This window comes from Enterococcus sp. DIV0187 (assembly GCF_051713785.1).
GTDB lineage: Bacteria > Bacillota > Bacilli > Lactobacillales > Enterococcaceae > Enterococcus_A > Enterococcus_A avium.
The window spans coordinates 127,928-150,095 of the sequence record NZ_JBIOQO010000002.1; the positions used below are offsets into that span (position 1 = coordinate 127,928).

20 protein-coding genes are annotated in these 22,168 nt (G+C 39.6%); 14 read left to right on the forward strand and 6 right to left on the reverse strand.

Translation table 11 applies throughout. The annotated features are described in order from the left end of the window. Positions 1 to 29: 29 nt before the first annotated feature. From IGI52_RS20560 to IGI52_RS20585, 6 genes are all read left to right on the forward strand, one after another. A complete protein-coding gene (locus tag IGI52_RS20560) occupies positions 30 to 476 on the forward strand; it encodes a GNAT family N-acetyltransferase (RefSeq protein ID WP_185937755.1) in 447 nt (148 codons plus the stop codon). Positions 477 to 624: 148 nt separating this feature from the next. Further along, positions 625 to 1,929: an MATE family efflux transporter gene (locus tag IGI52_RS20565; protein WP_438782336.1), complete on the forward strand. Its 1,305-nt coding sequence runs from the start codon at positions 625 to 627 to the stop codon at positions 1,927 to 1,929. Positions 1,930 to 2,623: 694 nt separating this feature from the next. Continuing rightward, entirely contained in the window at positions 2,624 to 4,861 is a 2,238-nt protein-coding gene (locus IGI52_RS20570; RefSeq protein ID WP_438782337.1) for an adhesive domain-containing protein, read from the forward strand. 57 nt (positions 4,862 to 4,918) lie between these two features. Then, positions 4,919 to 6,595, forward strand: coding sequence for a hypothetical protein (locus IGI52_RS20575; protein ID WP_438782338.1), 1,677 nt, complete (start codon positions 4,919 to 4,921; stop codon positions 6,593 to 6,595). 5 nt (positions 6,596 to 6,600) lie between these two features. Further along, positions 6,601 to 6,840 (forward strand): hypothetical protein, encoded by a 240-nt coding sequence (locus IGI52_RS20580; RefSeq protein ID WP_070504883.1) that lies wholly within the window; start codon positions 6,601 to 6,603, stop codon positions 6,838 to 6,840. A gap of 178 nt (positions 6,841 to 7,018) precedes the next feature. Further along, positions 7,019 to 7,345, forward strand: a complete 327-nt coding sequence (locus IGI52_RS20585; protein WP_144204875.1) for a hypothetical protein — start codon at positions 7,019 to 7,021, stop codon at positions 7,343 to 7,345. A gap of 92 nt (positions 7,346 to 7,437) precedes the next feature. On the opposite strand, the gene IGI52_RS20590 is transcribed toward IGI52_RS20585, so the two are convergent. Both IGI52_RS20590 and IGI52_RS20595 read right to left on the reverse strand, forming a co-directional pair. Further along, a complete protein-coding gene (locus tag IGI52_RS20590; RefSeq protein ID WP_438782339.1) occupies positions 7,438 to 8,760 on the reverse strand; it encodes a 2-hydroxycarboxylate transporter family protein in 1,323 nt (440 codons plus the stop codon). A 114-nt stretch (positions 8,761 to 8,874) separates the two neighbouring features. After that, positions 8,875 to 10,506 carry a malolactic enzyme gene (locus tag IGI52_RS20595; RefSeq protein WP_438782340.1) on the reverse strand — a complete coding sequence of 544 codons (1,632 nt, stop codon included), beginning with the start codon at positions 10,504 to 10,506 and terminating at the stop codon, positions 8,875 to 8,877. Positions 10,507 to 10,901: 395 nt separating this feature from the next. Between IGI52_RS20595 and IGI52_RS20600 the strand changes: the two genes are divergently transcribed. After that, entirely contained in the window at positions 10,902 to 11,606 is a 705-nt protein-coding gene (locus IGI52_RS20600) for a FadR/GntR family transcriptional regulator (protein ID WP_083291845.1), read from the forward strand. A 9-nt stretch (positions 11,607 to 11,615) separates the two neighbouring features. Beyond that, on the forward strand, positions 11,616 to 12,371 hold the full coding sequence (locus tag IGI52_RS20605) for an IclR family transcriptional regulator (RefSeq protein WP_070504873.1): 756 nt from the start codon (positions 11,616 to 11,618) through the stop codon (positions 12,369 to 12,371). A 76-nt stretch (positions 12,372 to 12,447) separates the two neighbouring features. Here the strand turns inward: IGI52_RS20605 and IGI52_RS20610 are convergent, their stop codons facing one another. The 4 genes from IGI52_RS20610 to IGI52_RS20625 are packed head-to-tail and all read right to left on the reverse strand — an operon-like array spanning position 12,448 to position 16,325. Beyond that, positions 12,448 to 12,891, reverse strand: a complete 444-nt coding sequence (locus IGI52_RS20610) for a MaoC family dehydratase (protein WP_070504870.1) — start codon at positions 12,889 to 12,891, stop codon at positions 12,448 to 12,450. A 2-nt stretch (positions 12,892 to 12,893) separates the two neighbouring features. Next, entirely contained in the window at positions 12,894 to 14,036 is a 1,143-nt protein-coding gene (locus tag IGI52_RS20615; RefSeq protein WP_438782341.1) for a CaiB/BaiF CoA transferase family protein, read from the reverse strand. Next, positions 14,029 to 15,180 carry a CaiB/BaiF CoA transferase family protein gene (locus IGI52_RS20620; protein ID WP_438782692.1) on the reverse strand — a complete coding sequence of 384 codons (1,152 nt, stop codon included), beginning with the start codon at positions 15,178 to 15,180 and terminating at the stop codon, positions 14,029 to 14,031. Before IGI52_RS20620 ends, IGI52_RS20615 begins: the two co-directional genes overlap by 8 nt. A 5-nt stretch (positions 15,181 to 15,185) precedes the next feature. Beyond that, on the reverse strand, positions 15,186 to 16,325 hold the full coding sequence (locus tag IGI52_RS20625) for an ABC transporter substrate-binding protein (protein ID WP_070504864.1): 1,140 nt from the start codon (positions 16,323 to 16,325) through the stop codon (positions 15,186 to 15,188). 289 nt (positions 16,326 to 16,614) lie between these two features. Here IGI52_RS20625 and IGI52_RS20630 point away from each other — a divergent pair, with 289 nt between their 5' ends. The 6 genes from IGI52_RS20630 (at position 16,615) to fucO (ending at position 22,145) form a co-directional block, all read left to right on the forward strand. Continuing rightward, the gene (locus tag IGI52_RS20630) at positions 16,615 to 17,526 is read left to right on the forward strand and encodes a dihydrodipicolinate synthase family protein (RefSeq protein WP_229078993.1); all 912 of its coding nucleotides are present in this window, start codon (positions 16,615 to 16,617) and stop codon (positions 17,524 to 17,526) included. 21 nt (positions 17,527 to 17,547) lie between these two features. Next, entirely contained in the window at positions 17,548 to 18,573 is a 1,026-nt protein-coding gene (locus tag IGI52_RS20635; RefSeq protein WP_438780359.1) for an L-rhamnose/proton symporter RhaT, read from the forward strand. 24 nt (positions 18,574 to 18,597) lie between these two features. Continuing rightward, positions 18,598 to 19,674: a Gfo/Idh/MocA family protein gene (locus tag IGI52_RS20640; RefSeq protein WP_438780360.1), complete on the forward strand. Its 1,077-nt coding sequence runs from the start codon at positions 18,598 to 18,600 to the stop codon at positions 19,672 to 19,674. Positions 19,675 to 19,687: 13 nt separating this feature from the next. Further along, positions 19,688 to 20,563: an amidohydrolase family protein gene (locus IGI52_RS20645; RefSeq protein ID WP_438780361.1), complete on the forward strand. Its 876-nt coding sequence runs from the start codon at positions 19,688 to 19,690 to the stop codon at positions 20,561 to 20,563. A 14-nt stretch (positions 20,564 to 20,577) separates the two neighbouring features. Further along, the gene (locus tag IGI52_RS20650; RefSeq protein WP_185968681.1) at positions 20,578 to 20,907 is read left to right on the forward strand and encodes an L-rhamnose mutarotase; all 330 of its coding nucleotides are present in this window, start codon (positions 20,578 to 20,580) and stop codon (positions 20,905 to 20,907) included. A gap of 86 nt (positions 20,908 to 20,993) precedes the next feature. Beyond that, on the forward strand, positions 20,994 to 22,145 hold the full coding sequence (gene fucO / locus IGI52_RS20655; protein ID WP_438782342.1) for a lactaldehyde reductase: 1,152 nt from the start codon (positions 20,994 to 20,996) through the stop codon (positions 22,143 to 22,145). The last annotated feature ends 23 nt before the right edge of the window (positions 22,146 to 22,168 follow it).

The window sequence follows — 22,168 nt, forward strand, 5'->3', positions numbered from 1 at the left end:
AATAGTACCTTTAAAGGAGAACGCAACCAATGGGATTATTGATTAAAGATGTAGATGAAAGTAATTGGCGTGATATCGTTGCTCTTTCTGTTTCAAAGGATCAGGAGGCGTTCATCGAGACGAATGGTCAATCTTTGCTGGAGGCAGCCTATGATGTTTCTCTTAACTGGCAGCCGTTGGCATTGTATGATGATCGTCAGTTGATCGGTTTTTCCATGATTGGTGCCAAGCAGGATAAGTCAATGTGGCTGGATCGATTAATGATCGACGCAAAGTTTCAAGGAAAACACTATGGGAGCTTGTTTATTCCTTTACTGATCGATTTTATGAAAGAACAGTATGAGATTGAGCGGATTTATTTGAGTGTGCATGAGGAAAATGAAAAAATTATTCCTTATTATCAGCGCTTTGGTTTTATTGACAGTCAAAGGCATGATCCGGAGAATGGTGAACGGGTGATGTATCTTGATTTGTAGAATTGGATTGCCTTTTGCTTTGTTTATTGCTAGAATGTAAGGAAATTATGAAGAACTTTTAGCAAAATCGCCGGGTTTTGTTTTGAGTAGCAGTCTGCCCCGTAGGCCATAGGAGGGTAGGATGCTATTTTTTTGTGGAGGGAATCAAATGAATGAGATAAAAGGTTATGTCACACGAAGCGTGTTAAGTACACTAGGATTATCGCTGTATATTTTAGCGGATACGTTTTTTATTGCAAATGGGGTGGGAGTGCTAGGCTTGGCGGCCTTGAATATTGCACTGCCGATATTCAATCTACTGACGGGGCTAGGGCTATTGTTGGGTATGGGCGGCGCGACGTTGTTTGCGCTGAAGGGAAGAAGCGGTGGCTATTTTTCTCAGCTGCTGGTGATTGGTGGGATCATCGGACTCTTTTTTACTGGACTAGGGACCTTTTTCAGTCAAGATTTGGCGTTACTTTTAGGAGCAAGTGGCGCAACTGTTGCGTATACAACAATGTATATGCGCTTTATTTTGGTGATGGCGCCATTTTTTATCTTGAACAATTTATGTCTAGCATTTATTCGCAACGATCAAAATCCGCAGTTGGCAATGAAGGCGATGATTTGTTCCAGTGTTTTCAATATCATTTTTGATTATATTTTTGTTTTCCCAATGAATATGGGAATGGCTGGTGCAGCGTTGGCAACGGTATTGTCTCCAGTCCTTAGTCTGCTCATTTTGAGTACTCACCGACATTTCTCAAAGCGTTCCCTTTCATTGAGATGGGCGATTCCGAAGCTAAAGACGGTCACTCAAAGTGTGCAGCTGGGGTTATCTTCATTTCTTGCGGAAATGAGTACGGGTGTAAGTATTCTAGTCTTCAATCAGGTATTGATCGGCTTAGGCGGAGATATTGCCATTGCTGCTTATGGAGTTTTGGCAAATATTCTAGTAGTTGCGCTTTCTTTATTTACTGGCGTCGCACAGGGAATTCAGCCATTAATCAGTCGTGCCGCAAACAAAGAAGACCGCACCACTATCCAAAAGACCTTGGCCTTTGGGTTAAGGGTTAGCTTTGTTATGGCGGTTGGCTTGTATCTGGTCCTATTTTTCTTGAAATACCCAATCATTTCCGCGTTTAATCGTGAAAATGATCCAATCCTGATCCGATTAGCTGCTGCTGGTATTCCGATTTTCTTCTTGTCATTATTTGGCTCTTCACTGAATGTCGTTTTTAGCATTTTCTTTTCAGCAATCGGTCGTGCCAAACAGGCTTTTACGTTGGCATTGTTCAGAGGCTATTTTTTCTTAATACCTTTAGTGCTTGTTTTAGCGAACTTCTGGGGATTAACGGGAGTATGGGCGAGTTTGCCGATCACTGAACTTATGACACTTCTGTTTGCGGCTTACTTTTTACGCGAATATCAAAAAGCCAGTAAAAAAGATTCGACAATGAACTCAGCGATATAACAATTGGAAATAGTTGAAAAATTTCCGATCATGTCGAGATTGATAATAGAATAAGAATTCATGACTCATCGGAAAACCGATGGGTTATTTTTATTGCCTCTATAAGAAAAGTAGAAATTTTCACATGAAAAAATCGCTTTACAGTAGGTATATTCATGTTTGACTTCATGAGCTCTCTTTTCTACGCCCACAGTTACTGCTAAACTCGGCTAAGCAGAACTAGTATATCGGCAATAAGCAAAAATATTCCGACTCTGAAATATGGGTGTCATTTTTCAAACCAAACAAAAAGACCTGTCATCTTTTTCATTTTTTTAGAAATATAAGAATCCCTTTTCGAATTCCAGGGGTAGGTTATCCATACTCACCAACAGCGGATTTTAAAATAACTGAATATTTTTAAAATAAGAATGTGTCTCTTGCTTAAGTTAAAATAATATTCACCATTTATTCATATAAATGTCATAAACGAGCATTTTTAGATGAGTATTTTCATAACACAGCAGAGCTTTATTTTATTATAAGGTATGCCTAATTTAGCTTCTAAGAAGTCCTGTCAAAGTTCTTTATTGTAAAACAATCTAGTTGTTCGGAGATTATATTCTTGTTAAATTCCTATTAACTTAAGTGATCAAACCATTTTGCTGGTACCAAAAAAATAGTTCAAATAAATTATTTTTAGGGGATGAAAAGATTGAAGAGGGATTATCGAAAGTTAATGGACCAAAAAGCACGAGCAAAACGACGTTCAAGAAAATATATCTATGTAGGAACTTCAGTAGCGACAGGCTTGTTACTAGGATTGACACCGATTTCAATAGCAACTCCGTTTTTTTCAACGCAATCTACACAGGCTTATGCAGCGCTGATAGATGGGCAATTATTTAGTAGTTTGAACTCTTCCAATTCAAGTGGAACAACTGATACGAGTCCTTTTACTATTGAAAATGCTGTTAGAAGTGTGGATTTTACTATTTCAGCTGATAGCGGTATTGATCTAAGTGTTGTTGCAGGCAGTAGAATGGCTGTGTTGGCAATTCCTGAAGGACTTCGAGGTCACGTAGCACCGAATGGTACAGGAGCGCTCTCAACGAATATTTTACTTCCGGAAAACGGTCTAGCTCCATTACTATCGATTGTTGACGGCGCAACGACTACACTAATAAACTCGATTAACACATTAATTAACTCTAATCCATTATTGAATATAAATTTAGATGAGGTTTATGAACAATTAAATCTATTAGAAAATTTAAGTAGTCTGACTGCCGCAGATGTCGCATTGCAATTGCAGGCCCAAGGGGATCAATATATTTATGCGGATCTTGACGGTGTATTGGAAACGATCATTCGAGAAAACGTCAATCAAATACTTAGTGATTTGAATAGTGCTGTCCAGGCACTGACAATTACAGGAACCGGTGCTGGACTTTTGAATCAAACGCTAAATCTGACGCTAAAACCTATTTTCAATGGAACCTTCGCCACTGCCCAAGCTTTAGTAAATACAGGCTCAACATTAATTGGTGAGCTTGCAGATGCGAGTATTTTAGGAGAAACGAACGTTACGATTCCAACAACTATCATTGATCCGATCCCTCAAGAGTTAATTGATCGGGGAATAGACTTGACTCAACCTTATGAAGCTGGATTTTTAGCTACAATTGTGAAAACGAATCTTCTTTCAATTGATATTTCTACAGAATACGATGGCTATACACCAATCTTTTATAAAGTAGCACAAGTAACTGCACCGTATGATGTAGTAGTTACAGGGAATTCATCAACGGATTATAAAGTTACAGGGTATGCGGACCCTAATACGATCGTTAGAATTTATAAAGACGGCACAGAAATTGCTGAAGGAGAGACGGATGAGAATGGTCGATTTTCAATCCCTTTATCTGCAGAAGATGTCGATGCATTAGATCAAATTGAATTAATTGCCTATGATCAAAACAACGTGCCAAGTTTACCGACACCTGCAATTATTCCAGATGATGATGAAACGGACGCCGATGCCGATGCCGACGCCGACGCTGACGCCGATGCCGATGCCGACGCTGATGCCGACGCCGATGCTGATGCCGACGCCGATGCTGATGCCGACGCCGACGCTGATGCTGATGCCGACGCTGATGCCGATGCCGATGCTGATGCCGACGCCGATGCTGATGCCGATGCCGATGCCGATGCTGATGCCGACGCTGATGCCGACGCTGATGCTGATGCCGATGCCGACGCTGATGCCGACGCCGATGCCGATGCCGACGCTGACGCCGACGCCGATGCTGATGCCGATGCCGACGCTGACGCCGATGCTGATTCTGACGCCGATGCCGACGCTGACGCTGATGCCGACGCCGATGCCGACGCTGATGCTGACGCCGACGCTGATGCCGATGCTGACGCCGACGCTGATTCTGACGCTGATGCCGACGCTGACGCCGATGCCGATGCCGATGCCGACGCTGATGCCGATGCTGATGCCGACGCTGACGCCGATGCTGATGCCGACGCTGATGCCGATGCCGACGCTGACGCTGATGCCGACGCTGATGCCGATGCCGATGCCGACGCTGATGCCGATGCCGACGCCGACGCTGATGCCGACGCTGATGCTGATGCCGATGCTGATGCTGACGCCGATGCTGACTCAGACTCTGACGCCGATGCGGATAGCGACGACAACAGAGGAGTACCTGTAATGGCGAATAACCAAGGTACACCACCGACATCTTCTCTAGGAAGATATAGTGCAAGTGGGTCAGGAAGTGTTGGAAGCGGAAGAACTAGTTACCTTGGAAGCGCGAAACAATATCCAGCAACCGGTGAGGACACTGACACATCGCTCACAGCGTTAGGAGCATTAGCCGCATTCTTTTCTGGTATTGGTATATGGAAACTTAGAAAGACAAAAAAAGAAGACTAAAAAAACGGGATTGATGAAGGGAATGTTCCCTTCATTGATCTTTTATGGGGTGATAAAATGTCGATTCAATTAATTGAAAATAAATTCCAAGTGGTGGAAGAGCTGCTTAGTAAGATGCGGACAAAGCAGGTGAGTCCTCTCTTAATTATCAGTATCGGTAAATTCGCAGAACGTAGTCAGGTCGTTGAGCTGTACGGCGATAATTATCAAACAATTTGGAATGATTTTTTATCATACTATAAAAGAAAGAACCTTGAACAAGCCCCGTATTTTCGACTAGATGTTGTAACAGAGGAAAAGAAGATTACTTTCCAAGAACTTCAGGAATTGATTGGCAGTGTCAAAAGGAACAACTACGGCGATTTCAATTTTCGGGTAAATGGAAGAAAGAAGCAGAGCTTTTTAATGGAAGAACTGGTGGGAAATGCGATCTTAAAGCCTAGCAAAGAGCACAAGGTCGGGCGAAATCTACCGGAACTTTCAATTGATGATCAAAATTATCGTGGCTATATGAAGAGAAAATATGGCATAAGAAACGCGAAGACAGCTCAGTTATCAACTGCTCCACTATATCTATTTAAAACCGAAGCTTTTTACTTTGAAAATGATCAGGTTTTTCCTTTGATTGATTATGGAAATGGCAATCGAGTGCGGTCCGTTTCGGTTTTAAATTTGAATCAAATAACTGATCTAGTGATTGAAAAAGGCAGTGACTATCTAAAGCGCCAATTAACAGAGACAGGACAATTTATTTATGGTTATTTCCCCTGTTATGACCAACGAATAAAAGGCTATAATTCTGTCCGACATTTTTCTTCCTTGTACGCGTTAGCCGAAGCTGCCGGATACACGAATGATCAACAAATAAAGCCTTTACTTGAAAAAAGTCTTCAATGGGGCATCCAGCATTTACTCTCAGAAGTCTCGGGCTATCTTTTGGTCAAGGAACCGTTAAGTTCCAGTGTAGAATACAAGCTGGGAGCACAAGCAACAGCGATTTTAGCGATTGCTAAATATAGCGAAGTCACAGGAGATTCGCAATTTCAACCGATTTTAAGGCGATTGATTGTTTCTGTAAAGGATAAATTTATAACAAAGGACAATCGAACCATCCATGTGTTGGATTCGCAATTACAAATCAAGGAAACATTTAGAATCGTTTATTATGATGGTGAAATCCTTTTTGCCCTGCTTCGGGCTTATGGTATTTTCAAAGAAGCAAAGATCATGCAGATTTGTGAGGATCTCATGAATCAATTTATTGCCAATGGCTACCAAAAATATCATGATCATTGGCTTAGTTACGCAACCAATGAACTGCTGATTTATCAAGAAAAGAAAGAGTATTATCAATTTGGCTTGGACAATGCACTTGGGAATATTAACTTCATTGATAAACGAGATACGGCTTATCCCACAATGTTGGAGTTGCTAGTCGCAGCGTCTAAAATGGTTGAAAAATTATCGACTAGCGAACTGAAAACGCAACTGTTTGAAAGCTCAAAAGAGTTCAACATTGTAAAGGACAGGATCAACTCGGTCATGAAAAAAAGAGTTCAGCATGAAATCACGACTGGCGTCATGTTCCCAGAATTTGCCCAATTTTTCAAACAGCCAAATACGATCAGCTATGGCTTTTTCGCCAGACATGACCGTTTTAGAATGAGAATCGATGATGCTGAACATTTTCTGTCGGGATTAATTAACTATCGACTACATGAAATGAGGAGGTAAGGATCATGGTAGGTACGATTCGATTTATCGCGTTAATACTCATCGCACTGTCTTATTTCCTTATGCGTTTGCGGAAGAAGAACGAACGGAGCGAGGACTCACAAAAAGACGAACTGCAAAATTTCCAAAAAAACGAAGAGGGACTCTATCCTTGGGAAGCTGATACGGACGACTCGCCAGATCGGATTCCAGCAAATGCGAAACGCTATGTAAACAAGGCTCGATTAAAACGAGGAAGATGGTAGAAACAAGAAAAACGAGGAGAATTGGAAAGCATTCTCCTTTTTTTGTTCAAATGTTTGAATATCAATGCTATAGTAGTGGAATAAAAGAGTAAGAAACAAAAGTTTACATAATATATTTATTTTTTTTTAGATCGTTTGGTTTGAAATGAATCTGATTCATGGAAAAGAGGGTGTCTTTTTGAACAAACAGAAGATTGTTGGTGTATTACTGATATTGTTGGTTATTCTAATAAGTGTTTTTTCCTTCAAAGTAACCGAAGCCTGGATGCTTAAAATAATGATCTGCGCTGTCGCACCATTTTGTGTTTTGATCTACGATAGGTTTATCAATCCGAATAGAAGAGCAGCCAATTATTTCTTTGCGCTGCCATCGTTGATTTATCTATTAATGTGTTTTGAAAATGGCGCCATTCATATTATTCCATTCTTTGTTTTGATATTTATTTTCTTCGTTGTCTTTGTAGCAGGGATTGCAGGATCAATGAAATCACGAAGGGAAATATAATATTAGCACAGCACTTCAGATACGATATACCAAAAATAAAAACGAGCGAACATTTGCTTTCAATCGTAAGAAAGCTGTTCGCTCGTTTTTTATTATGAAAACAGCTGCATTAAAAATCCTGAGATAATTAACACGATCGCGCCGCCTAAACGATTTCCCATTTGGGCAAAGGCGATTAATTCCATGCGGTTAGCAGCAGATAATACAGCTACGTTACCGGTTCCGCCCATTGAGTTATTACATAGACCGGCAGTAATCGTTGATTCGACTGGGTATAATCCGAATAGACGACCAACGAAACCAGAAACGACAGAGATAACAATAACACTTGTCAAACATAGGACAACAAATTGCCACGTTAATGCGGAAGCTAGAACGTTCAAGTTTAATAACGCAATACCGATACCAGCTAGTACAGCAGCAGTCAGGTTTTTAACAATCAAGTTGTTAAACATGATTGCGGCATCTTCATAATATTCTGGCAAGATATTGGTAATTTTACAAATAACTACGATGATGATCATGAAGGCATAGGCATGGATCTTTGGAACAAAGAAGTTACAGATTTGACCTAAAATGAAGAAGGTCAATGCCACCATCAGCCCAACACCTAGTTGAGCAATATCAGGTTTAACTTCACGAGGTTTGCCATCGCCAAGATCGCCTTTTTCCATCAGCTTCCCATTACCATTTAATTTTGGCAATGATTGTCCCGCACGAGCCACTAACGCAGCACCAATAATTGCTAAAACATTTGTCATAGCAGTTGCCGGGATCAAACGAGAAATGATCGATGAGGCATCGGTTCCTAAAACGTGCGCATAAATTGTTGATAAAGGAACGGCTCCGGCTCCCACACCACCAGCCATCGCGGGCAATGAGATATATAAAACAGAATTCGCAAAGCCGTTACCGATCAGCATACCAACCAATCCGACAGCGAAGAAAGAAACGATCATAGAAATAAGTGCTACGGGAATAAAACGAACAGAGGCTTTCATTAATAACTTACGGTTCATTCCAAGAATACTACCGGTAATTAAAGCCGCGATATAAAAGTCTAAAAAGCCCATGTTGCTGACAAAGTTTTGTGTTGATTTTACGACTTCATCAGGCAAGATGCCAAAGGTCGCAATTGCCGCAGACGCGAAGATCGCAAAGACTGAGCCGCCGCCTAAATAACTTTTAACGATCGGAATTTTATTGCCGATAAAATGAAATAAATTCCCAAAAATTACTAGAATAGCGATTGGTCCAATCATATTTGTAGGCAATTTGCCTAAAGCCATCGCTACGATCAGGACAACGACCATGATCAAATAAATTGGAAGGCTAACACCAGTGATTTTGGTTGACCAGAAGCTGGTCTTTTTTTCTTCAACTGGTATCGCAGTTGTTGATTCTTTTTGTGCCATTTTTAAAAGATCCTTTCTTTAGTAAAGCATTGTTGAATCCATAAAAATGGGGAGTAGCATTGCATCTACTCCCTCATTTAAGAGAGTGGTTTTTAGTTAGTGGAAATCGAGGAATTAGTCTGTGTATTCAGGGACCCATTTAGCTGCTTCAACCGCTGCTTTGACATCTGTGATTTCTTCGCGGTTCAATTTTTGATCAACGACTGATTTCACTACCGTTTCAGCGATGATTTGAGAGAATTCCGTCAATTTAGCAACAGGAGGCAAGATAGACGCACCTGGTTTTGTCACATCCACGATTCCGCCTAACGCGCGACTTGCTTGAGAAATTATTTCATCATTTACGCGAGTTGAAGTTGAAGCGATCAAGCCTAAACCAAGTCCTGGGTACATTAGGGCATTGTTGGCTTGGCCGATTTGGTAAGTCACGCCTTTGTATTCCACATCAGCAGCAGGGATACCTGTACCGATCAAAGCTTTTCCGTTAGTCCATTCGATCAAATCTTTCGCTGTAGCTTCTGCCAATTTTGTTGGATTTGATAACGGCATAATGATTGGACGAGCAGTGTGAGCCGCCATTTCCTTGACGATGGTTTCGCTGAAAGCACCTGGTTGTGTAGAAGTGCCGATCATGATTGTTGGATGAATTTCTTTTACAACGGCTTCTAAGTTTGTTAATTCTTCGCTGTTAGTAAATTCAGCACGTTTTCTTGCAAATGGAATTTGACCAGGTGTTAAGCCTTCTGTATATTCAAACAACAAACCTTGTTTGTCGACTTGGTAGAAGTGTTTGCGTGCTTCTTCTTCAGGTGTTCCTTGGCGAACCATTTCCTTTAATAGAATGTTGGCAATACCAACGCCGGCAGTTCCAGCGCCAAATGTCAAGATGGTTTGATCTTTCAAGGCTTCACCAGAAATGTTCAATCCGCCTAATACACCGGCAAGAACAACGATTCCGGTTCCTTGGATATCATCATTGAAGGTCGTGATTTTATCTTGATATTTTTCTAAAATGTTTGCGGCATTTCCACGGCCGAAGTCTTCCCAGTGTAATAGTAATTCAGGGAAAAGATCTGTCGCTGCTTCAACGAATTGATCAATGAAATCGTAGTAAGTGTCGCCAGTCACACGTTCATGACGGTTTCCTAAGTAAAGTGGGTTATTCAACAATTCTTCGTTGTTCGTACCAGCATCGATGGAAACAGGTAAAACTTGTGCAGGGTTGATTCCAGCTGCAGCAGTGTAAACCATTAATTTACCGATGGCGATATCCACACCGTTGACACCCCAGTCGCCCATGCCTAGAATTCCTTCTGCGTCAGTCGCAACGATCAAACGAATGTCACGGCCGTCAGCGGCGTTTTTCAAGCTGTCTTTGATACTTTCTGGATCATCAATGGATAAGAAAGCCGCATCTTGTGGTTCAACGAAAATTTCGTTGTATTGTTCGATTGAATCAGCCACAACTGGATCATAAACGATTGGCATGAATTCAACTAAATGTTGGCCCATCAATTTGTAAAATAATGTCCGGTTGGTGTTAAACACGTTCATTAAGAAAATGCGTTTTTCCAAATCTGATGGTTTGCTTAAATATTGTCCGTAAGCTTGAACGGCTTGTTGCTCTAATGTTTGAACGGTACTAGGCAGCATCCCAGTAATACCATATTTTGCTCGTTCTTCTTTGGTAAAGGCTGTTCCTTTATTTAAAAAGGGGTTGTTTAATAAATTTAAACCTGTAAGCATAATTAAATCCTCCTAAAATTTGATTGCAACGGAAGTATAAAAGGTGGAGGAAAGTATAGTCAAAACGTTGGGTAACGATAAGTTTTGTTTATATGAGGGATATTCGAATCAAAGGCAGCAAGTAGCAGATGTTTAGGACATAAATAATTAGATAGTGATTTTTATATTGATATAGTAGAGCCGTTATAATCACGACAGTCACTGTTAATTTGAATTTGTATATAACGATTCTTAGGAGGAGAATAAGATAAAAGCGATGTCTATTCTTTTTATATGCGAGCAAGGTATAGTATAGGTTTAAAATATATGATTTACCGCTTTCATTTTTAGAGGAATGTGATAAACTAGAGTTTGTTCTCATATAAGAACCATTGGTTAAGATAGGTGGTAAGGTCTTGGAAAATCAAAAAAAGCTGACTCAATCTGAAAAAATCATGAATCAAATTGCTGATAAAATTGTCTCTGGAGAACTAAAACCGGGGGAGAAGTTACCAAATGAGCGCTCTTTAGCAATGCACCTGGGTGTGTCAAGAGGACAAGTCAGAGAAGCCTTGAGGGCTCTTTCATTAGTGGGTTTAGTCGTTATAAAGCCCAATGATGGAACCTTTGTTTCTGAAGCGGAACAACCCGTACCGGAGAATTCAATCTCTTGGATTTTCCAACGGGAATTGCATAATCAAGAGGAACTTTATCATGCGAGAAAATTGATTGAAACAGATGTAGTTAAATTAGCTTTTAATCACGCAACGAAAGAGAATCTTGAAAAATTAGAACAAATCACTCAAAAGATGGAGGCTGCTGCATCTGAGAATAGAACTGTTGCCGAATATAACAATTTGCTGGAAGAGTTTGATTCGTTTATGGGTAAGATTTGCGGAAGCAAGATAATGGAAAAATTGATGCAGACAATTATTTTAATTCGAAGAGAAAGTGCGCTAAATTTTTTAAGCGTTCCTGGTGCGATTGAAAATAGTATTCACTATCGTCAAAAAATTGAACAAGCTTTTATTGAAAGAGATAGGAAAAAGCTAACCTATTCTTTAAACGAGTTTTATAGTAAATCCAAACAATACATTGATAAAATGACGAAAGAAAAGTAGGGATTTAAAATGGCAAAAGTTAAGTCAGCAGAAAGAACCTTGCGATTATTGGAAGCAATATCGCATCATTCTAAAGGATTAAGCTTTTCAGATATCCAGCAGATATTAAATACACCGAAAAGTTCGACCTTCAGTTTGATTCAAGAGCTAGTGGAAAATGATTATCTTTCCTTTAATGACAATGCTAAAAAATATGTAGCCGGAAGTAATTTCATTAAGTTGGCAGCGAACTTTATCGGCAGCGGTGATTTGGTTCAAGAATTGAAAGTGTTGACTAACGAACTGTCTATCCGAGTGCGAACAACTTCTCATGCAGGGATTTTAGATGGCACGGAAGTGATTTATTTGGCTCGTAGTGAGCATTTTGAGAACTACTCTTTAATGAAGCAGATTGGCGGACGTTTGCCTGCAAGTTGTACCGCAATTGGTAAAATGTTACTTTCACAATATTCAGACGAGACAATTCGTGAGCTTTATCGAGATTCACCTTGGCGTATGTTGACAGCGAATTCGAAAAAGAATATCGATGAACTATTGGAGGAGTTGCGGGTATTTAGACAACAAGGGTTTTCAACGGAACATCAAGAAGCCAGTGAAACCTCAAACTGTATCGCGATGCCGATCGTTCAAAATGGGAAAATGATCGCTTCTTTTAGTTGTACTTTTTCTACAGAAGAGATGGAATCCGTGAACATAAACACTGTTGTAGAGATGATGAGAAACTGTAAACAAGAGATTGAGAGCCGTCTTGAACTTTTATTATAAAAAGCAATCAGTAAATAAATGAAAAGCACCAATTCAGAATTGCGCTCTGCAAAAATTCTGAATTGGTGCGTTTTTATTAGGCTTGTTTTTCGCACATCAAAAGATGATCACATACCATAACGACTTCCGCCCGTTGATTTTTTACGGACAGGGTTTCATAAACAATTCCCATATTTTCACGTTTTGGATGATCTTCCTTTTTTGAAATCGTTGTAGTCGTAGTGATTGTATCACCAATGAAAACAGGCTTGATAAACCGTAGATGTTCGTATCCATAAGAAAAGGCTACTGGATTGATCAGGTTAGCAGTCATTCCCACAGCAATGCTGAAGGTTAGTGTTCCGTGAGCGATCCGATGTCCAAAGGGTTGCGTTTTACACCATTCTTCATCCATATGATGCGGGAAAAAGTCACCTGTTTGACCAGCGTGAGTCACTATATCAGCTTCAGTGATCGTTCTGCCATAAGATGTTCTTTCGCTGTCTAACTGATAGTCCTCAAAATAAATTGTTTTTTCCATTATTATTCCTCCTTTATTCCAAACTTGACATTATCTTCCCCGAGAGTAGGGGCACCTTTTTCGGAAGTAAAGATCTCTCCATCGATTCTGATTGGACAGCGAGTAGTATAGAAATGCTTACCTTCACTACTATGGATTTCCTGTTTCATTTTCAATTCTTCGAATAGTCCGGCATTATCCATTTGCTGCCAGTTTAATACCCTTGTGCACCAAATATCGGCAGGTTGTAGAATGGCAAGCCAATGCTCGGTAGGTTGAGTGAGTAATTTTGTCTGCAGCATTCGTTTTATCTCATCACTGTCTTGTTCAACTGTATGTGTTTTTATGAAGTTTGCAAGTTCTTGATAATCGAGTAAATCAGCTAACTTGGCGATTGGACACATGGCGATCGCTAGATACCCATTTTTAGTTGCGTAGATGCCGTAAGGAGCGTCAAGATAGGGATTGGCATTATGAAACCCGCTACGAACCGGCAGTTCATTTCCATTATTCAAAAAAGTCGTGAAAGATTCGAATTGTAGATCCATTAACGAAGTGAGTAGTTCAGTCTGAATAACGCAACCTTCTCCAGTGCGTTGTGCATTGAACAGTCCAGCTAAAATACCTTGACACAGATGTTCTCCAGCAGCTAAATCAGCCATAGAAAGACCAAAAGGGAGCGGGTCTTGTTCTCTATCGCCATTCAGATAGCAGATTCCGGACATTCCCTGAATCAGCAAATCCTGTCCAGGCCAGCTACTCCATGGAGAATTCTCACCATATCCGGTGATTTCCCCATATACGATTTTCGGATTGATTTTATGGATCGATTCAGCATCCAAATTCAATTTTCTAGCAACACCTGGTCGAAAATTGATTAGAACAACATCAGCTATTTTGACAAGTTTTTTAAAGAAGATTTGAGCCTTTTCGGTCTTTAGATCCAATTCAAGTCCTTTTTTATTGCGATTAATTGCATGAAAAAGTGAGCTGTCATTGTCTATCTTAAAATTAGACACATATAACTGACGACAAATATCGCCTCCGCCTTTCTTTTCAATCTTGATGACCTCCGCACCCAGATCAGCGAGTTTCAATCCAGCTGAAGGAGCAGAAAGAAACTGACTGCAATCCAAGACACGAATGCCTTCTAAAGGTTTAATCATTCTTTTTCACTCCCAAATCATTCAAAATTTTTGCATGATCCTGATCTAGTAAAGGTGCCGGTTTATCGTCTTTTTCTCTTTTTCCATTTACTTGAATAGGACAACCAGTTGTGTGAATAGGACCTGCGGGTGTTTTTAATTGCATATCAAATAACAAAGCTTTAAATCCTTCTTGTTTTATCAGTTCTTGCCAATCATAAACAGGTGCTGCCCAATAGCCGCCAGATAATAGAAGCTCCATCCAAGCTTCAGTTGTTTTGGTAACTATAATATCTGCTATCTGCTGTTTTATCTCATCTCTTAAAGTAAAAGCTAGATCTTCTTTTTCATATTTAGCAAGCTGTGGAAGAGCAATCAACTTGCCTAAGATTTCTAATGACCCCATAGCTATTGATAGATAACCATTCTTAGTTTTATAGATCCCGTAAGGTGCAGCCAAGTATGCATGTGCATTATTTATTTTCGATCTTTCAGGCAGTTTTTGGCCATCATTAAAATAAGAGGTAAGAACCTCAAACTGCAGTGAGATTGCTGATTCTAACAAAGAAACCTCTACCTGCCCACCGATAGCTGTTTTATTCCTTCGAATTAAACAGCTCAAAATTCCTTCTGCCAAATGAATTCCTGCAAACGAATCCGCGATAGAAAGAGCAAATGGCGTAGGTGGCTGATCTGCATTTCCATTTAAAAAAGTTAACCCAGATAAGGATTGTGCTAATAAATCTTGTCCTGGTTTTGTTTTTAAACTGTCAGCTATTCCGTACCCAGTAACAGTCCCGTAGATAAGTTTTGGATTAAGTTGCTTTACTGTATCATAATCAAGACCAAGTTTTTTCATGACACCAGGTCGATTGTTTTCGATCAACACATCCGCATTTTTAATCAACTCTAAGGTGATTTCTTTATCAGCCGGATCTTTCAAGTTTAGTGCAATGCTTTCTTTATTTCGGTTGATGGTATGAAAAAGTAAACTGTTCTCGCCGATTTTCTGCTTTTTTAGTACCAAGTGGCGAGAACTGTCACCGACATTTGGCCTTTCGATTTTAATTACCCTTGCTCCTAAGTCGGCCAAACGCAATGCACAAGAAGGGCCGGCTAAAAACTGACTAAAATCTAGTACAGTGATTCCATTTAAAAGTGACACTAAAATCAACTCCCAGCGTGATTTAATGATTCTTGATATATGACATTTAGTTTACCTAGAACTTCTTTAGGATTACCTCCATGGACTGCATATTCCTGAACAAGGCTTCCTGCATTGTCTTGGAAATGAAGGTAACCATTGTAGCGAGGACGTAGATAAGAATTGTCAAGCGTCTTAAGAGTATTCTTAAAAAAGTTTGCACATCGACGATTCGTTTCCGAACTTAGCCAAGCTTTACGATGACCGGGTTGTCCGCCCGCATCAAAGAAAAGCGTTTCTTGAATTAATGGAGAAGCAGTGTATTCAGCATACTTGCAAGCTAGTTCTAGATTTTCTGAAGCTGATGAAACAGCTAAACCAGTACCGCCAAGAACGGTTTTTAGTGGAACATTGTTGAATGTAACAGTATCTGTAGCTATAAGTAAATGCTTTCCATAACCAGGTTTTGAATAGTTGGTATATCCATATGCATAAGGACAGTAAACAATGTCATTATTTTCAGCCATATAATTATGTACATCGATCGGGTCCCATTCAAGAATATCCTTTCTACACAAGCTGACAATCTCTCGGATAGCCTCTAAAGCAATTACACCACTTTCTTCATCAATCACAGTTCTATTTTTAAACATAGAAGCATTGATAGTAGCACCGAACATATAAAAGTCCATTAAAAGATTAATAGGGATTCCTGCAATAGCCACTTTGTCTTTCCGCGCGAGTTCAAGCACATCCTGCCAATTTTTCGGGATAGCTTGGTTGCAGAAGAACTGCTGGTTATAAACGGCGATAGGTGTAGCAGCATCCACAGCTAGGGCAGATTGAAAACCATCAAAATTATAAGAAAGGTGAGACAATCCGACAGAATTACTTTCTTGGTCTGCTAAGAAATCGGCTGATAAATGAAGTGATAAATCGGCTAAGATTCCACTTTTTTGAGCAAATCCTGCCCACGGATGGTCAATGATTAAAAGATCGTATTGATCTGCAAGGTGTTGGATTGGTGCGTCAGCGAATTCTTGCAACGATCTTTTTTCCCATTCAATTTCAACTCCAGGGTTGATTTCACAAAAACGTTGAGCAGTTGCAACAACAGATGTGAAGCCCCGACTATGGTTCCATGTAATTCCTTTAAGCTTTGTCATAATTATTCCTCCATCACTTTATTGGTACTACCAATATATCAAATTCGCATGATAAATCAAGCGGTTTCATGAAAAGTTAATTTTAAAATCTTTAAATAATTCACCAGTTAGAATTTAAATTACCTATATAATTCCACTCAATAGTGACATTTACTGAAACGTTACTCTAGAATAAAATTAAAAAAATAGGTTGACTTCTTTTCGTTAAGCGGTTACATTCTAAGTGTGAAGTTCATAAAAGGGAAACTAGTTCACGAATGAGAACAAGGAAGGCGGTTTTGTTTTGAAGATGAAGTTAAACGGGATTTATGCAGCGATGTTGACACCATTGACAGAGGAAGGAGGTATAGATGTTTCAGCGCTTAAGCGTATGGTCGATTTTTATATTGAAAAGAATATCACTGGGCTTTTTGCAGTCAGTTCTGTTGGTGAAGCTGCGCATTTTGATGTGAAGGAAGCTCAGACTATTTTAGAGACAGTCAAAGCAGCTAGTGCAGGGAAACTGCAATTATTTGCAGGCGTGACTGCAACGACCAGCAGTAAGGCAATAGAAGTGGGGAAAATAGCTGAAGGACTTGGCTATGATGGGATTGTATCTGCACCGCCTTATTTTTATCAGCCTAGTGATGATGCTATCCTGGCTTATTTCGAGGATATCAATACTCATGTTGATTTGCCGATGATTGTTTATAATGTGCCGTTGTTTGCACCAGTATTGAGCAAGGAATTGTTAATGTCGGTTGCAAAACTCGATAAAGTGATTGGAGTAAAGGAATCTAGTGGTAATTTAGTTGATGTCCTTCATATTTTAGATATGTTGGAAGATGAGAAGTTAGAGACCTCTTTCTTGATCGGAAGAGAAGAGATGTACTTAAGTTCATTATTAGCAGGAGCAGATGGGTGTATGGTGGCGACTGCTGGAATTGTTCCAGAAGCTTATCAAAAAATCGAAGAATTGTACTTAGCTGGAAAGATCAATGAAGCAGTCCAAGTACAGAAAGTTATACTGCCATTGTTAAGAGAATGCTTTAAGGTTAATTTTCCAGCAGGATTTAAGATTGCTTTGGCTGCAAGAGGATTAGATACACCGGTCTATGTTAAGAGGAAGTTGTCAGAACAGGAGCAACAGGATTTAGCACGTTCAGAAGAAACAATAAAACAGGAAGTGGCACGAATTTTAACGTTTGTTGGTAATTATTAACTGGTATTAGGAGGAATAAAAATGGTCGGAGCTTTTACAGTATTATTGTTGGCATGTTTTTTTCAGGGAAGTTTTGGGATTTGCTTCAAAAAATATCAACCATTTTCTTGGGAGGCATTTTGGACACTCTTTTCTATTGTAGGCGTTTTGTTGATCCCTCATATTTGGGCCTTTATTGAGGTTCCTAATTATATGAGCTACATTATGAACACGCCGATTGATAAAATTTTCTTTGGGGCATTAATGGGATTTTTCTGGGGAATCAGCTCGATTGCTTATAGTAAAGCGATTGACATGATCGGAGTTTCGCTAGTAACTGGTATTAATTTAGGATTGTCATTGCTTTTGGGAAGTTTTGTACCAATGTTTATTCTTGGAACTTTTCCGTCAACAAAGGCATTGATTATGCTGGTTTTGAGTATGGCTGTTTTAATGGGTGGGGTTTTGGTACTCTCAAAAGCAGGTTTTATGAAAAATGATGACAATGAAGAAAGTGTTGAAGAAGCAAAAGAGAATAATGGACCTAAAAAGAACTCTAAATTTATGGTTGGTTTTCTTTTAGCATTAGCTTCTGGAGCTGGATCAGCGGCTATCAATATTGGTGCATCCGCAGCAAATTATCCAGTTCAGCTAGCGATTGACTCAGGAGTATCACCAGTCAGTGCAAGTTTACTATCATGGGTGATTGTTTTTGCTGGTGGTTTTTTAGCGAACTTTGTTTATGCCATAATTGTACTTGTAAAAAATAAAACTTATACTGATTATACCAAGCCGGGTGCAGGGAAAGCCTATTTCAAAGTTTTGGTTACCTCCTTTGTTTGGTTCGCAGCTTTAGCAGTTTATGGGAAAGCTACTCACTTGCTTGGAGACCTAGGACCAATCGTTGGCTGGGTCGGATTTAATGGCCTAGCTCTGATTATCGCTAATATGTGGGGATTTAGAGATGGTGAGTGGAAAGGATTTCCGAAGGCGCAAAGGATTGCCATTATCGGAAATGCGATTATTGTCATTTCATTAGTTTTCGTCGCATTGGCAAATTCATTATAAAGAAAAACACTTAGGAGGAGCAAAATGGTTGAATCTATCAAAGAATTGAATTATGTACCGGAAATGCCGGAGAACCCTCGTAATATCGTTATTATTGGAGCTGGAGGGATTGTATCGGGTTCCCAACTGCCAGCATATAAAATGGCCGGCTATCCCGTACTTGGTATCTATGACTTGGATTATCAAAAGGCGCAGCAAACAGCGAAAGACTTTGATATCCCGCATGTTTATGATGACTTAGCAAAGCTAATTGACTTAGCAAAACGTGAGAATGCCGTGTTTGATATTGCGGTTCCTGCTTCTGCGACAGCAGATATTTTACGTCAACTACCAGAACAATCAGGAGTTTTGATGCAGAAACCAATGGGTGAAAGTATCGAAGAAGCTCAGGAAATTTTGACGATTTGTCGTGAAAAGGATTTTGTGGCAGGAGTGAATTTTCAATTAAGACAAGCTCCTTATATGATTGCTGCTAGAAAATTGATTAATGATGGTTTGATCGGTGAAATTGTAGACATTGATTGGCGCGTTGTTGAGTTGCATCCATGGCATTTGTGGGATTTTCTATTTGAAAAAGACCGGATGGAGATCAATTACCATAGTGTCCATTATGTTGATATGATCCGAAGTATAGCAGGTAATCCAACAAGCGTATATTGTAAAACGATGCAGCATCCTAAAATGAAAGCGTTAAAACAAACCCGTTCTGCTATGATCCTAGATTATGGACCTGAGTTGCGAGTGAATCTTCACATCAATCATAATCATGACTATGCTCCCGATTATCAAGAATCAACGTGCAAGATTGAAGGGATGAAAGGGGCTATTCGAATTACGATTGGTTTGATTTTGGACTATCCAACAGGACGCCCAGACAAAGTCGAGTACGTTTTTGACGATGGTAAGGGATGGCGCGAATTAGAAGTCCAAGGAAGCTGGTTTAATGAAGCGTTTATCGGTACGATGGGTGGATTAATGAAGAAAATGGATGACTCGACTTACGAGTACATTAATGACGTTGAAGATGCGTACCAAACAATGTGTGTCGTTGAGGCACTTTACGCATCCAGTGATAATGGAGGAACACCAGTAAATTATTAAAAGAGGTAGAAGCATGAAGAAGATTATAGATACGCATGTCCATACGTGGAATTTAGCACAGTTGCGCCTTCCATGGTTAGATACTGAAGATTATTTGAATCAAACATTCACTGAGAAGGATTACCAGAAGGCTGCCGCTAGTGATCAATTTTCGATTACTGACGCGATATACATGGAAGTTGATTGCACACCAAGTGATCGCGAAAAAGAAAATAAATGGGTTCTCAATCAATGCGCGAATGCGAATAGTATTTTCAAAAGTGCCGTAATTTCCGGTGATTTGTCAGATAAACACTTCAAAGAATATATTGAAAAATATCGTTTTGACATTTCAGGACTTCGCCAAGTTTTACATGTTGCGGAGCGAGAAAAGGGCTTTTGTCTGCAACCGACTTTTATTCAAAATGTCCGCTATTTAGGAGACCTTGGATTGACCTTCGACTTGAGCTTAAGAAACGAAGAGTTATCAGATGGTTATGAAATGGCTAAAAATTGCCCTGAAACAAGAATCATTCTTAATCACATGGGAAATCCCAATATGGAAATGTTAACTCAGCCGTTGAATGATGAGAAAAAAAGTTATCGTGAAAAATGGCTTGGGAATCTAAAAAAAATTTCTGAACTGCCGAATGTCTATTGTAAGATTTCCGGTGTTATGGAGACAGAGAAAGCAAGTTTTGAGGACTTCTCTGAGGAAATCGATCAAGTAATGGAACTGTTCGGAGAAGATCGAATTCTATATGCTTCAAATTTCCCGGTTATAGATTTAGGAGGTGGACTTAACAAGTGGACCGACTTTCTTTTAAAACTTACTGAATCTCGTTCTGAATCATTCAAAGGAAAATTATTTAGAAAAAATGCACAAGCAGTTTATTTCAACCTGAAATAATGGAGGAATGGAAGATGACTATAACAAGATATGGCGCAGTTTCTACCTTGAAACCAGAATCAAAACAAAAATATATTGACCTGCATGCTAACGCATGGCCGAAAGTAAACGAAATGATCAAAGAATGCAATCTGCAGAATTATTCGATTTATCAAATCGACAATTTCCTTTTTTCATATTATGAATATACAGGAGAGGACTATGAAGCAGATATGGCAAAAATGGCGGCGGATAAAACAACTCAAGAATGGTGGGATGAGTGTATCCCTTGCATGAAACCATTAGAAGGTCATGGTTCAGAAGGCGTGTGGACCACAATGAAGGAAATCTATCATTTAGATTAGCCATTATGATATGCATGCCGAAAATTAGTTTTATGATTATGAAGATAAATATAGTTCATTAAGAGTAATTAGGAGGAAATAAATACATGGCAAATCGGATGATATTAAACGAAACATCTTATCACGGAAAAGGAGCGATTGAATCTGTTCCGTTGGAGTTTCAAAAACGCGGTTTCAAGAAAGCAGTAGTGATTACAGATAAAGATTTGATCGAATTTAAAGTGGCAACTAAAGTTACAGATCTGCTTGATAAGGCGGCGATTGATTATGAAATTTATGACGGAATCGTGCCGAATCCAACAGTGGAAAATGTGCAGACAGGAGTAGATTTTGTTAAGAAAGCTCAAGCAGATGTTATTATTGCAATTGGTGGCGGCTCGCCGATTGATACAGCTAAGGCAATCGGTATTATTGTGAAAAATCCTGAATTTTCAGATGTTGTTAGTTTAGAAGGCGAAGTAGGTACTAAAAATCCCTCATTACCGATTTTAGCAATTCCGACAACTTCAGGGACAGCAGCCGAAGTAACAATCAATTATGTTATCACGGATAAATCAAAGAATCGTAAACTTGTTTGTGTCGATCCCCATGATATTCCGGTAGTTGCTTTTATCGATAGTGAAATGATGATGGGTATGCCAAAGGGGCTTTGTGCTGCAACTGGAATGGATGCTATGACACATGCAATTGAAGGTTTCATTACAAAAGGCGCATGGGAAATGAGCGACATGCTTCACCTAAAAGCAATTGAAATCATAGGACGTTCTTTACGATCATCTGTAGCAGGAGAAGAAAAAGGACGGGAAGAAATGGCATTAGGTCAATATATCGCAGGTATGGGTTTTTCAAACGTTGGTCTAGGATTGGTTCATGGTATGGCACATCCTTTATCAGCATGGTATAACATTCCACACGGCGTCGCTTGTGCAGCTCTTTTGCCAACCGTAATGAAATACAATAAGGATTTCACTGGAGAGAAATACCGAGATATCGCCAAGGTATTGAACGTGGAAGGTGCAGAAACGTTGGCGATTGAAGAAGTTAGGGATGCTGCTTGTGCAGCGATTGATCAAATGAGTAAAGATGTTGGCATCCCTGCAACGATTTCTGAACTAGGTGTAAAAGCAGAAGACATCACTAAAATCGCAGCAGATGCCTTGAAAGACGTCTGCACTCCTGGAAATCCGCGTGATACTTCCCTAGAGGATATCATTGAAATATACAGCGGTTTGATGTAGAGAAAGAATTTACGAACTCACTC